General features: G+C 46.7%; 14 protein-coding genes. 6 read left to right on the plus strand and 8 right to left on the minus strand.

Annotation, left to right across the window (positions count from 1 at the left end):
• Positions 1-5: 5 nt before the first annotated feature.
• Positions 6-851 (minus strand): alpha/beta hydrolase, encoded by an 846-nt coding sequence (locus ACWPAB_RS09200; RefSeq protein WP_003569294.1) that lies wholly within the window; start codon positions 849-851, stop codon positions 6-8.
• The gene (locus tag ACWPAB_RS09205) at positions 848-1,753 is read right to left on the minus strand and encodes a hypothetical protein (protein ID WP_003569293.1); all 906 of its coding nucleotides are present in this window, start codon (positions 1,751-1,753) and stop codon (positions 848-850) included. Before ACWPAB_RS09205 ends, ACWPAB_RS09200 begins: the two co-directional genes overlap by 4 nt.
• A gap of 260 nt (positions 1,754-2,013) precedes the next feature.
• Here ACWPAB_RS09205 and ACWPAB_RS09210 point away from each other — a divergent pair, with 260 nt between their 5' ends.
• Entirely contained in the window at positions 2,014-2,838 is an 825-nt protein-coding gene (locus tag ACWPAB_RS09210; RefSeq protein WP_003569291.1) for an aldo/keto reductase, read from the plus strand.
• A gap of 143 nt (positions 2,839-2,981) precedes the next feature.
• Positions 2,982-3,455, plus strand: a complete 474-nt coding sequence (gene nrdI / locus ACWPAB_RS09215; protein WP_003569288.1) for a class Ib ribonucleoside-diphosphate reductase assembly flavoprotein NrdI — start codon at positions 2,982-2,984, stop codon at positions 3,453-3,455.
• Positions 3,456-3,464: 9 nt separating this feature from the next.
• On the opposite strand, the gene ACWPAB_RS09220 is transcribed toward nrdI, so the two are convergent.
• Positions 3,465-4,397, minus strand: a complete 933-nt coding sequence (locus tag ACWPAB_RS09220; protein WP_003563927.1) for an alpha/beta hydrolase — start codon at positions 4,395-4,397, stop codon at positions 3,465-3,467.
• Positions 4,398-4,518: 121 nt separating this feature from the next.
• Between ACWPAB_RS09220 and ACWPAB_RS09225 the strand changes: the two genes are divergently transcribed.
• Positions 4,519-4,977, plus strand: a complete 459-nt coding sequence (locus tag ACWPAB_RS09225) for a MarR family winged helix-turn-helix transcriptional regulator (RefSeq protein WP_003563925.1) — start codon at positions 4,519-4,521, stop codon at positions 4,975-4,977.
• A gap of 87 nt (positions 4,978-5,064) precedes the next feature.
• Here the strand turns inward: ACWPAB_RS09225 and ACWPAB_RS09230 are convergent, their stop codons facing one another.
• The 5 genes from ACWPAB_RS09230 to ACWPAB_RS09250 all read right to left on the minus strand — a co-directional run bounded on the left by ACWPAB_RS09230 (position 5,065) and on the right by ACWPAB_RS09250 (position 9,146).
• Positions 5,065-5,733, minus strand: coding sequence for an HAD family hydrolase (locus ACWPAB_RS09230; RefSeq protein WP_003563923.1), 669 nt, complete (start codon positions 5,731-5,733; stop codon positions 5,065-5,067).
• Between the two features lie 117 nt (positions 5,734-5,850).
• On the minus strand, positions 5,851-7,005 hold the full coding sequence (locus ACWPAB_RS09235; protein ID WP_003574098.1) for a cation:proton antiporter: 1,155 nt from the start codon (positions 7,003-7,005) through the stop codon (positions 5,851-5,853).
• 29 nt (positions 7,006-7,034) lie between these two features.
• Positions 7,035-7,556, minus strand: coding sequence for a GNAT family N-acetyltransferase (locus ACWPAB_RS09240; RefSeq protein WP_003569278.1), 522 nt, complete (start codon positions 7,554-7,556; stop codon positions 7,035-7,037).
• Positions 7,557-7,823: 267 nt separating this feature from the next.
• Complete coding sequence (locus tag ACWPAB_RS09245) at positions 7,824-8,171, minus strand: hypothetical protein (protein ID WP_016381761.1); 348 nt, start codon at positions 8,169-8,171, stop codon at positions 7,824-7,826.
• Positions 8,172-8,222: 51 nt separating this feature from the next.
• Entirely contained in the window at positions 8,223-9,146 is a 924-nt protein-coding gene (locus tag ACWPAB_RS09250) for a proline iminopeptidase-family hydrolase (RefSeq protein WP_003590190.1), read from the minus strand.
• A 177-nt stretch (positions 9,147-9,323) separates the two neighbouring features.
• Here ACWPAB_RS09250 and ACWPAB_RS09255 point away from each other — a divergent pair, with 177 nt between their 5' ends.
• From ACWPAB_RS09255 to ACWPAB_RS09265, 3 genes are all read left to right on the plus strand, one after another.
• Positions 9,324-11,672, plus strand: coding sequence for a cation-translocating P-type ATPase (locus ACWPAB_RS09255; RefSeq protein ID WP_003569274.1), 2,349 nt, complete (start codon positions 9,324-9,326; stop codon positions 11,670-11,672).
• A gap of 104 nt (positions 11,673-11,776) precedes the next feature.
• A complete protein-coding gene (gene ndk, locus ACWPAB_RS09260; protein ID WP_003569272.1) occupies positions 11,777-12,226 on the plus strand; it encodes a nucleoside-diphosphate kinase in 450 nt (149 codons plus the stop codon).
• 27 nt (positions 12,227-12,253) lie between these two features.
• On the plus strand, positions 12,254-12,988 hold the full coding sequence (locus ACWPAB_RS09265) for an SDR family NAD(P)-dependent oxidoreductase (protein WP_003563906.1): 735 nt from the start codon (positions 12,254-12,256) through the stop codon (positions 12,986-12,988).
• Positions 12,989-13,123: the final 135 nt, after the last annotated feature.

Consider the following 13,123-nt stretch of genomic DNA (forward strand, 5'->3'; position numbering starts at 1 on the left):
TACCCTCACCAAATAAAATTATCAACCGCCTTAGCCACCTGTGGATTTTCATGAAGCGCACTATGCTGCGCTTTTTTGCCAACAAATTCTTTTTCTTGATAACTGGCGGCGCGCCCTTCAACTAGGTACTGCAATGAGCGCGATGAATTGTTTGCGACACGACCGTCTGAGTCTGAACCATCATCCACATCACCATAAATGTTCAAAACCTTCACATTTTTTGGAAAACGATCGCGCATTCTGGCTAACGTGGCATAATTCTCATCCGGCGGCGTCGGATAACCGTTTGGAGCAAGTTTAATACGATGAGGCTCATCGCCCATGCCGATAATACCGTCAAAATGGCCAGCAATCGCCACGTAAGCCCGCATTTTTGGCAATTTAGGGTGATCTGAGTTTTGAGTTGCATAGAACATCACTGCCATATTGCCCATCGAATGGGCCACAAAGTTGACCTGGCGAACGCCGTAACGTTGATAAAGTTCGCGATTAATGGTCGTCAACCAACCCGCTAGCTTGGCGTAATCCGGATTGACATTATCCTGAAAAATCACCTGAACTATCGGCTTGCTGACATGCCGTGCATTTCCTTGCCAGCTAACTTTACCATTTTTAGCGACAGTGGCCGTGAGCACCTTAGTTGCGCCAGACTGCTCAGCATGTCGAATCAAGGTATTAGTCGAGCCAGCACCCCCTGAATAGCCATGCAAGTATAGCGTTGCGGTTTGACCAATCGTCGTTTTCTCTGTCGTCGGTGTATCGGTGGGTTGTTCCTGATACCAGTACCAACCCGCTCCAGCGATAACCACAACCGCCGCAAATACGATAACAACCCAGCGTTTTAGTTTCATAAAGCACTCCTTTCAGCCGTTAATAAGTCATCGTCCTCAGCCTGAGCGCGCGGGAAAAAGTGGCTCACACCCGCAACAAGCAAACCGATGATAATCGTCCATCCTGCGACGCGCTGCCATAATGGCGAGTAAGCCAGAATCAGATCACGTGTCAGTTGTTGATTAATCGCAATGCGTGATACGACAGCACCTAAGAAAGGATTCGCGGTGACAAACATGGCCATGAATCCGCCAACATATCCCATGACATAGGTCGAACGACCAGTTACTGCTAAGAAACGCCGCCATGAATGAGCGGTTTTGATCATAATGAGCAAAACAAAGGCCATCAGGATCGCCGCGACAATCACAGCTGTTTGCGTCATCAAAACCAGCAATGGATAAACTAATCCCCAGCCTTGTGCCATCACGTGTAAATTAATTTCGCGCTCAAGCGTTGTTTTCAAGCTGGCGAGTACTTTTTTTTGATCAAAATTTTGATGCTGCACAGTCGCTGCCGTTTGTAAGCGACTTGTGACACTCTCTTCAATGGTCGTCAACGAAACATGTGGCTGATGTAGTGAACTGGCCGCCACCATATTCTTAGCCAGTCTCTGGGTATCATCTGTAGTGACGAGCACTGTTCTTTTATCCAGTGATGCCCCACTTTTCGCTGCAGTTGTTAACAACTGCTGATTCAACGTTTGCGTCAATTGATCTAGGCCTTTACTCTTGACGATAACCGCCTCGGTCCGCACTGGTGAGCCAATTGTGAGCATCATCCCTGTACTAAAAGCTTCGACAAATAATAATACCCAAAAAATCATCGTGAATAGTGCAAACCAGCTTCGTGAAACGGCTCGCCATTGCTGTGTTTTCGTGATAATCCCCTCTTTGTAAACGCGTAAAACTCCTACCAGCACAGAAACTAGACTGGTTTGCGCGCTATCTTTTGGCTTTATTATACACGAAGGTTTGTCGATGCTTGTATGCATGACTAGGTTTGGACTACACTATATATAGTGTTGTGCAGCTTAAAAAAGCGGACGCAGCGACGTATAGGAACTGTTGCACTGATGAATTTGGTTTCTTAACTGATTGGTCCGAGCACTTATTCAATCCCATCAGCTAGTCATCTGTGTCCTGTTTGACTATGAGCACATCTTAAAGGAGGTTCACAAGAATGAATTACACCTTAAACGACGGCAACGTCTTACCAGCAATCGGTTTTGGCACCTACAAACTTAATGGTGCTAATGGCGTTCGAGCAATGGTGGGAGCCGTCAATGTCGGCTATCGCATGTTGGATGCCGCTTTTAACTACGAAAATGAAGGTGCCGTTGGTGAGGCCGTTCGCCAAAGCGGCATTCCGCGCAGTCAATTAACGATTGCTTCAAAACTGCCAGGTCGTCATCATCGTTATCAAGAAGCCATCGATACCATCGAAGAAAGTCTTTATCGTGCTGGTTTGGATTATTACGATCTCTATTTAATTCACTGGCCAAATCCTAAAGAGGATCTTTACGTGGAAGCTTGGCAAGCCTTGATTCAGGCACAACGGTTTGGATTGGTTCGCTCAATCGGCGTTTCAAACTTTTTACCTGAGCATATTGATCGGCTAATTAAAGAAACCGACGTGACGCCAGCTGTTAATCAAATTGAGTTGCATCCTTACTTCAACCAACAAGCGCAACGTGAGTATGACGCGGCGCACAATATCCAAACAGTTGCTTGGAGTCCATTGGGTCGCGGCGCGGTTTTACAGGAACCAAGCATCAAAAAAATTGCTGCGGCACACGGTAAAAATGTCGGTCAGGTTGTCTTACGCTGGGATCTGCAACATCAGATCTTACCGATTCCAAAGTCCGCACACCTTGCCCGTCAACGCACCAATCTCGATGTGTTTGACTTTACACTAACGAACGAAGAAATGGCCGCCATTGACAGTCTGACAAAACCGGATGGTCGGCTCAAGGATCAAGATCCGGCAGTTTATCAAGAATTCTAACGCCGCAAAAAAGAGCCGTGGTGCAAGCACTTGGCTGCTGTACCGCGACTCTTTTTAGCTGTTCTTCGTTTGGCATATCGGCAAAAAGCAAGCGACTGCAAAGGCTTGTGCCATGCTCACAATCATGAAAAGAGGCCATCACAATGACTGAACCTATCCACGTTTTATTTATTTCTATTTCTGGCAATACTCGGGCTTTTGCCCATCGCTTGGCAGTCTATGCACAAACGCAACATGATCAGAATGCTGCTAATCCAACAATTGTGCTGAAAGAAATTTCTGATGCCACACAAAGTGACGGTGAAACCAAACCATTTTTTGTCATGGTGCCAACTTATCTTGACGGCGGTAATGGTATTGATAACGGCGTCAAGGAGTTGATGACCACTGCCATGGGTGACTATCTGGCAGAAGGCGAAAACGCTGATCAATGCATTGGCATCATTGGTTCCGGCAATCGTAACTTTAACGAACAATACTGTCTCACGGCTAAACGCTATGCCAAAGAATTCGATGCGCCCTTCTTGGCCGATTACGAATTACGCGGGACCCCAAGTGATGCTGAGAAAATCTACGCGATTTTAAAGCGGGTTGCTGCCACCAATGCCGCCCAGTAACGCTGCGCTTCACCAGTTTGCGTTAAACCAGCCGACAACTCGCTTGCTGTAGGCTTGCTGATGATCAGGAAAACTCTTCGCGTGCCCTGCCCCTTTAACGACCCACAAGGCCTTCTTGGATTTTGTGGCTGCTCGGTAGTTTTGATACACCATGCTGGTTGGTACAAACTTATCCTTGCTGCCGTGAATAAACAAAATGGGGCGGGTATTTTTGTGCAACGCGGTGATGGCACTGGCATCAAATACGTTATAACCGGCTTTGATCGTGGCTGTCAGTGCCACTGACGGAATCAGCGGCCATTTAGGCAGATTGAACATTGCTTTGGCTTGATAAGTCAGTTCATCAATAATACTGGTATAGCCACAATCTTCGACAATGCTTTTGACTTGAGATGGCAATTTTTCGCCACTCAGATACATCACTGTTGCGCCGCCCATGGAGACGCCATACAACGCGATTTGACTTTGCTGGCCCTGTTTCTTGATGATTTGATTGATCCACTTCAAATAATCCAGCCGATCTGGCCAGCCGTACCCGATGTAGTTTCCTTGCGATTGTCCATGGCCGCGATCATCTGGGGCCAAAACATTAAACCCTGCATCATGAAACATTTTGATTTGCGGCGCCATGAATTCTTTGGTGTTCATGTACCCGTGAGCGACCACCACCGTCTTGTTCGTTGGTTTCGCCGCTGGCACATAGTCGGCAACCAGTTTCAAATCGGCACCAGCCGCCTTTTCGGTCCACGTTTCCTTATGAACGGTTTTAAGCCACGCCTTACCGTCCTTGACAATTCGACTTTCGCCACCACTCAAAAAAGATTTTTTTGATGGCACAAATGCATATTGGTAGAAATACAGACTGGCGCCAACTAATCCCATAAGCAGAACACCGAAGATTGATAACAGCCCAATCAGCCAAGCTTTTTTATGTTTTCGCACACTAATAGCCTCCATAAGTAGTTAAAGCCCTTTACATAACTAAAAAGTGTACCGCAACTTTTAATAATTTCAAGTTACAGTTGCGGTATGATTTGTTAAGATAAACTTTGGAGGAAGAAAGATGACTGATGAATCTTTGCTACAGGCATATGTGGATGCCTATTTTTCAACATTCAAAAGTATTAATGAGCTAATCTCGGCACCGATGGCAAAATACCATCTTAGTTTTGAACAATTTCGGATTCTATCTGATATTGCCCATGATCCCGATATTAGCCTGACTGCCATTGTCGCCAAACGAGGCGTCACGAAACCGGCCGTGGCCCGCCAACTGCGCGTACTGCGCAATCTCAATTACGTGACCCAGACCAAGTTTGCAGCTGACCGTCGGCGTAACACTTTACGATTAACGCCGCTTGGAAAACAAGTTGAGGCGGAGATCACTAAAACTGCTACTGATCGCTTCGATCAGTGGGTTACTGCACTTGGCGAGGACAAAGCCAAACAGTTTGTTGACTTGCTCAATGAAATTGGTGAGAAACTGATTCATCCCCAACAAACTTCTGAGGACGATCAATAATTCGGTATCTCGTGCCAGACAAAAAAGACGTGCCATTTACAGGCACGTCTTTTTTGTCTGGTTCCTTAATCAAGCTTGATTAGGGCACTATTTTGCGTTGATCTTTGCTAGCTTGGCCAGTCCTGCAGGAATATCTGCAGGTTGATCAACTAAGACTTTGGCACCGGCTTCTTTTAGTTCTTTAGCAGAACCAAAGCCGTACGTCACACCCAGCAATTGAACATGATTGGCCTTGCCACCAATCATATCATTGGCCCGATCACCAATCATGACACTTTGATCGAGCGCAACTTGACTGTCTTTTAGCGCATAGGTCAAAATATCGGTTTTCGTGACCCGGGTTTCCTCATCGTCACTTGCACCGTACGCACCAGCAAAATATTGGTCCAACGAAAAGTGCTTTACAAGGCGATGCAGCATTGTTTCTGGCTTAGCAGAGGCAATGTAAAGTTGGTTGTCTTGTTGCTTGAGCTTTGCCATCGTGTCCAGAAAATTAGGATACAATTCAACCTGATAAAGGCCTTCCTCTTCGTAATAATGATGGAAAGCATCAATGGCTCGCTTAACTTCAATGTCATCAAGTTCTGGCCAAACCTTGGGAAGCATATCAATCAGCGCTGGTCCGATAAATTGCGTGTAGGCCGAATTGTCCAGCGGCCGCAATCCGCGATCCTGAACCATATATTTTAATCCTGCAACGATACCGACTTCCGAATCAGCAACGGTGCCATCAAAGTCAAAAAACAAATTAGCCATTTGAATCCCCCTCATAAACGCGGCCGCCAGTCCCGCAATGATTGCCCAGTCAACACATTTTTAAGAACTCGCACGCACGCTCGGCTTTATGTCGCGTTAAATAGACGCGCATCTTTATTATACAGGTTCCTGTTCACGCCGTAGCGCATCTTTCAAGATAATTGGAGCAATCAATGTCGTCAGGACAATCACAACAATAACCGCCGAGTAATATTCAGCGTCCATGAGTTTGGCCTCGAACCCAATTTGGGCGACAATCAATGCCATCTCGCCACGGGAAACCATGCCGGCACCCACGACATTACTCTGTAGCCAACTCGCACCGGCCAAACGATCACCAACCCCACAGCCGACCCATTTTGTGACTAAGGCTAATAAGGTCAAAATCGCAATAAACCCTAGATCGCGGCCAAAGGTATCAAACCGCATATTCAAGCCGACGCTGACAAAGAACACCGGAATAAACACGGCATACCCAATCGCACTCAAACTACCATCCACTTCATGGCGATGACGTGTCTGGCCTACTGCCACGCCAGCGAAGAAAGCGCCGATAACGGCGGACATTCCTACAAGATCAGCCAGATAGGCCATACCGAGGCAAATGAGCAGAGACATAATGGTCACAGCCGACGACGGAAACATTTTTTCGGCCAAACCCATTAAGTATGGCGCAGCCCACCTGACAACCAAATAAATGCCGGCAAAGTAGAGCAACTGTTCAATGATTTGCACCCAGAAAGGCAAACTCGCGGTCTTTTGCTCACCAAGGACTGCTACCGTGAAACTTAAAATGAGGACAGTGAGAATATCATCAACCACCGCCGCACCGAGAATGGTCGCACCATTTCGGCCTTCTAGGGCATGTAGCTCTTTTAAAACCTCAACAGAGATCGAAACAGAAGTAGCGGCAAAGGTAATGCCTAAGAATAGACTGCTTGTCATGTTGAAGCCCCAACTGCGTCCAAAAACGAACACAACAGCCACCGGTACAATGACGCCGATCATGGCGACCAACATGCCTGGTTTGAAGTATTTTTTTAATAAATCAAGGTCACTTTCCAAGCCAGCAAGAAACATCAAAATAATGACACCAATCTCCGCAAATAATGAAATCGTGTGACTTGGTGCCAACCAGCCCAATAACGCCGGTCCAATCAAAATACCAGCCAATAATTCCCCAATGACAGCGGGCATATTCAACAATCGGCTTAAATGCGCTAAAACCAGCGTTGTGACTAAGATCAGTGCCAAGTTGCCAATGTCCTGCATGTCGATCTCCTCCATTTCGTGTCTTTCTGTTAGTGTGCCAAACGAACCTCATAAGCATTGCGTTCAGGAACCGGTTCATCCATGTAAACAATGCCGCGATATTCGAAGCCCATTCCGGTGATGGCATGCTGCATGATCACATTTTGGGCATGCGTATCCACGCGCAGGTCATAGACACCGCGTCGATAGGCTTCAGTCATAATATTACTAAAGAAAACTTTACTTAATTGATGACCACGAATGCTGCCATCAAGCGCAAATCGATGAACTGCCAAATAGGGCACATCGGCCAACCAACCAGCACCATCAATTTTGAGATAATGCGGATCAGGCCCTTCCACCAAAGCGGCTATGCCGGCAACCTGCCCATCAACGACCAAAACTCGCCCGATGCCTGTCGCTACATCTTGTTCAACCGCAGCCTGATCGGGATAGGTTCCTTGCCATTGTGAAATACCTTGTTCGCCCAAAAATTGCCGAGCAGAAGCAATAATCTTCATCATCGCGGGAATATCTTCTCGGGTAGCAGTACGCATCAACATAACTGGCATCAACATCATCTCCTAAATTATCGTGCACCCATTGTCCCGCATCTTGTCGCCCGTTTCAATGACGGCGCATAAAAGTGCGCGGCAGTTTTTGTGGTTAGTAATATGTAAAAAAATGGGCAAAAAAATTTTTTAAATACGGCTCTGGACACGGCGATAAACATGTTCACAGGTGAAAAATGAACACGTAAAGCTGCGCATACTTAAGCAAAAAAGCCTGAGCAATAGATAATTGCTCAGGCTTTTGATCTATTCATGTATCAAATCAACCTAATGCCGACGATGGGCGTGACGATTTTTACCAGCCGGTTTCTCCAAATATTCTGGAGCAAAAACATCCTGCTCGCCGCGATGTTCTGGCGCCAGCCGCCAATTACGCCGACCATGATGATGTTTATGCATTTCCAGCTTCAAGCTCAACTGCTTCGTGCGCTCTTTTTCGGCACGCAGTTTCTGGTGACCCCGAATGATACCAATCCCGCCACCAAGTGTCAGAGCAATTGGAATCAAGTGAACAACTGCCAATGGAATGATTAAATCCGGCTGTTGTTCCAATGCCCGATCAAACGCTCGTACAGGTTCGAACAAGCTTGTTTTTAATTCATCATATTCAGACATGCAAGCACCTCCATATTTTGAAAAACTTACCTTACCATTCTTATTATAACGTTATTTAGAATGAAAAGCCGTCTTCGTGTCGGTTTTGACCAGCCAATCACCTAAATGACTGAAATAGTCAGTGGGGTTATCCAGCATTTGTCCATGACCAGCATTCGGCGTGACATGTAAGGTAGCGTCTGGGATTGTCTTCGCCATGCGTTCCGCGGCTGCCAGCGGCATCGTTTCATGACCGCCAAACGTCAGGTAGGTGGGTACGGCGATACGGTGGATATCTGCACGCCGATCCCAATCTTTAAGCGCACCCACCATCACAAATTCATTGTCGCCTTGAAAATAATTGTAAACTGGCGTGGCCAGCGTACTGATTAAGTGACGCGGCTGGGGATCTTTTGCATGATGCAAGTAGTGTTCGCCTAGCTCACTTACAAGCGCCTGATATTTTGCATCATCGAACGCATGCTGCTGTTCAATTTGCTGCATGTAAGCGACATCTTCTTTTGAAAACATAGTTTCCCGAATCCGATTGATGTTCACAATATATTCGTCAAGATTGTCAATCATCGAACTCAGAATGACTCCGTTAAGATGCTCTGGATATTTCAATGCATATTCAATTGCCAGCACACCGCCCCACGATTGACCAAGCAGATAAAAGTGGTCAATCCCAAGCTGCTGTCGAACCTGCTCCACTTCGCTCAGATAGTAATCAGTGTTCAGAAACTGCTGACGATTTGCCGGATCGGAGAAATCCGGCTGGTCGGAGTAAAATGACCCCAACTGATCATAACGGGTCACGCGCACACCATAAGGCGCTAGCCGCTCAGCAAAATTTTCAAAGACTTCATTGGTGCCGCCTGGGCCACCATGCAAGGTCATGAGATGGATATCACCTTTTCCCTGCGTCTGTGTCCACAAATGGTACCCACTCAATAACGTGATGAATTGCGTCCCGTCTGGATTAAGTTTTGGCATACAACCGCTTCTTTCTTGTCATTTGTCTTCCATTATGCGAGTTTCGTGGTTGATGAACAACATTAAGCCACTTCGGAATCTTATAAGACTCTTCAAAGTTTAATAAAAACAGGTCGCTTATTCGTCATCTACCGGGATTGATTGGTAAAATGAATGAAAAGCATTGGAGGGCATGCGATGGCTGAGCAGAACATTTTGCCGGATCAGGGATTATCAACAAAGCAAGTTGAAGAACGGTTTGCCGCGGGTCAACATAACTTGCCGTTAAAACCATTAACGCGATCAATTAGCCAAATTATCAAAGTAAATACGTTCACCTTATTTAACTTGGTGAACGTGGTTTTAGGTGCTTTGATTGTGACAACAGGCAGTTATAAGAACTTACTCTTTCTCGGTGTCGCGATCATCAACACGGCGATCGGGACCATTCAAGAAATTCAGGCGAAGCACCAGATTGATAAAATGTCAATTTTGGCAGCTGCTCGAGCCACCGTCATTCGTGATGGTAAAACACAAAAAATCGAGCTTGAACAATTGGTTATGGATGACATGGTGCACCTGAAACGCGGTGATCAGATTCCTGTCGATGGTGTGGTTGTCGCAACGAATGGTCTCGAAAGTGACGAGAGTCCCTTAACTGGTGAGTCGCGACCCATCACTAAAAAAGTGGGCGACAAGCTGCTTTCTGGTGCATTTATCGTTTCCGGTCAGGCAACCATGCAAGTCACCGCGGTTGGCGCCGCAACTTTTGCGGCAAAGCTTGCTTTGGCAGCCAAAGCCGAAAAAGGTAGCAAAAGTCAACTGTTGGCAACGATCAACCGCATCATTCGCGTGTTAACTTATGTACTTATCCCGATTGGCGCAATTCTTTTCACCGTCTCGATGATCCGCCGAGGCAACTATAATCGGGCTATTTTAACAACCAGTGCCGCCATGATCGGCATGATTCCTGAAGGTCTGGTTTTGCTAACAAATGTGGCATTAGCCGTATCCGCCCGCAATCTTGCCGTTAAACGAGTTCTCGTTCGCGCCTTGCCGGCCATTGAAGCACTCGCACGAGTTGATACTATCTGTCTTGACAAAACCGGTACTATCACGAGTGGCAAACTTAAAGTCGCCGAAACATTGCCGATGATTGGGCAAACTGAAGCGACAGTCACCAAAGCCGCCGCCGCTATTGTTTATGCTCTAAATGACGACAACGAAACAGCAATGGCCATCAAAGCCGCCTTCCAAAACGATACCAATCAGCAAGTCACGCAGACAATGCCCTTCTCCTCTGCGCGTAAGTGGTCGGGTGCCGTTGTTGATGGTCAAGTATTGTTTATGGGCGCCCCGCAGTTCACATTCGGCGATCAATTACCAGCACCGATTGCAAATCAAATTAAGGATGCAGCTGCTAAGGGCTACCGGGTTTTAGCCATTGGCACAGCAACCAAATTAGTGCATCCGTTAGTTAATCCCCAACTGCTCGGTCTGATTTTGATCACCGATGAATTGCGGCCAACTGCCATTAATACGTTCGACTTCTTCAAAACGCAAGGGGTGGCTTTAAAAGTCATCTCAGGTGATGATCCGATCACGGTCGCCAACATTGCCAAGCAAGCTCGCCTTGAAGGAGCTGATCAAAGTGTGGACATGAGCACCATTGCAGACAACGCAACCGCCAAAGATTATCAAACACTTGTGAAACGCTATAACGTTTTTGGCCGGGTCACACCTGAACAGAAGAAATCTTTAATCATGGCCTATCAAGCTTTGGGGCACACCGTCGCCATGACTGGTGACGGTGTGAATGACGTCTTGGCATTGCGCCAAAGCGACTGCAGTATCGCCATGGCATCTGGTGCCGATGCTGCCAGCTCTATTGCGGATTTCGTTTTGTTAGATTCAAACTTCGATGCCATGACCGGCGTTCTAAACGAAGGCCGCCGAGTCATCAACAACATTGAACGCGTGGCATCCATGTATTTGGTCAAAACGATGTATTCAGTCATCCTAGCCACCATTTTTGTCTTCTTGCCACTTGATTATCCGATTGTACCGATTAACCTCACACCGGTTTCTGCTATCGGGGTTGCCATTCCTTCCTTCTTCCTGACTTTGGAACCAAACTTCGAACGCGTGACTGGTCAATTCATGCAGAAGGTCATGACCATTGCCGCACCTGCTGCCATTAGTGTCGTCATCTACACATTACTGCTGACATGGATGGAGTCTTTCTTCCACTTGAGTTTTGAGTCTACTTCATCAATGGTAGCCATGTTGATTGGCACTATTTCATTGAATGTTCTGCTCGTCGTTGCCCGACCTTTCAACCGACTCAAGGTTGGCCTACTGGGTGGTCTCAGCATTGCCCTGTTTCTTGTCTTCTTCGTCTTCAGCTCAATTTTTTCACTTGTCAATCTCTGGCAGTGGCAGCTCGCGTTAATTTATTTGCCACTCATGATCTCAACTGTTCCGTTTTACTTGTTAATTCAAGAATTTCTTGGTCGCCGTGTTTTGTCAAAAATCAATTGGCGATGAAAACGATGAAAATACCCATCGACCTTTTTTGTTCGACGGTGACTCGTGTATACTGAGATTGCAGGAATTTTCTGAAAATAGTTAAGGAAACGAGGCACACACACATGGCAGAAGAACAAACTTTAGTCTTGGTCAAACCGGATGGTGTTGCAAACGGACATATTGGGGATGTGATCACGCGGATTGAACACCGCGGCTTCACAATTGATGCGCTGAAAGTCACACATGCAACGGCAGATCAGTTACATCAACATTACGCAGCACTTGTTGGCGAGCCTTTCTTTCCAAGAATCGAACGCTTCATGACGGGCGGTCCGATGGTGGCAATGATCGTGAGCGGCTTCAATGTGATCGAAGCGGTGCGTAAAATGACAGGCGCCACGAATCCCGCCGAAGCAGCGCCCGGCACGATTCGTGGAGATTTTGGCCGTGAATGGGCCGACAGAACTATTCGCAACGTCATTCACAGTTCCGATAGTGAGACAAGTGCCCGACGTGAAATTCCAATCTGGTTCCCTGATCGTCAATACGCCCCTCATCAGCCAGAAAAATAGGGTCAATAATTGAAAGAAGTGAGGATCATGGTTAAACGACAGACGTTAACTTTGATCACCGGTGCCGATAAAGGGATAGGCTTTGAAACCGCAATGGCGCTTGGTAAACGCGGTCAGCATTTACTTGTCGGTGCGCGCAATCAGGCACGCGGTGAACAGGCTATTAACAAGTTGCACACAGCTGGCGTATCGGCAGAATTGGTCATCTTAGATGTGACCCAAGCCGGCACCATTGCGACGGCCGCGAAACAAATTGAAGCCTCACATGGCTATCTCAATGTTCTGATCAATAATGCTGGTATTGCCTTAGATGCCCATCAACCACCTTCACAATTGCCTGTGATGACAATGCGTCAAGACTTTGACGTCAACTTTTTCGGCTTAGTCAGTGTCACACAGGCGATGATCCCGTTGTTAAAAAAGGGTGCTCCAGCTAAAATTATCAACGTTAGCAGCAACATGGGTTCACTCGGTTTGGCTAGCGATCCTGACAGTCGCTTCTTTCAGGTGAATTCACTTGGATATCAAGCCTCAAAAGCAGCGGTGAACTTCGCCACCATTGATTTTGCCAAAGAGTTACAGCCAGATCACATTAGTGTCAACTCAGTCAATCCTGGGTGGACTCGCACAGATTTTGGTGGTAATCGTAGCGGCGAACAAACGGTTGCAGAAGGTGCTGCTCAAATCGTCAAACTCGCCGCTGACGATAGCCCTGATTTGAATATGACATTTACAGAAACCGCGGGTAAATTGCCATGGTGATGTAAAAAGGTTTTTCCCAGTGCCAGACTTTGCAATCTCTGCTTTAACACTGGCATCTTTAGCTGCTATCAGTTATCCATAAGGCTCAATAAAAGAGGCATGATTTCCACTAATCAGAAAATCATGCCTCTTTTT

Source organism: Lacticaseibacillus sp. 30, from assembly GCF_053819265.1.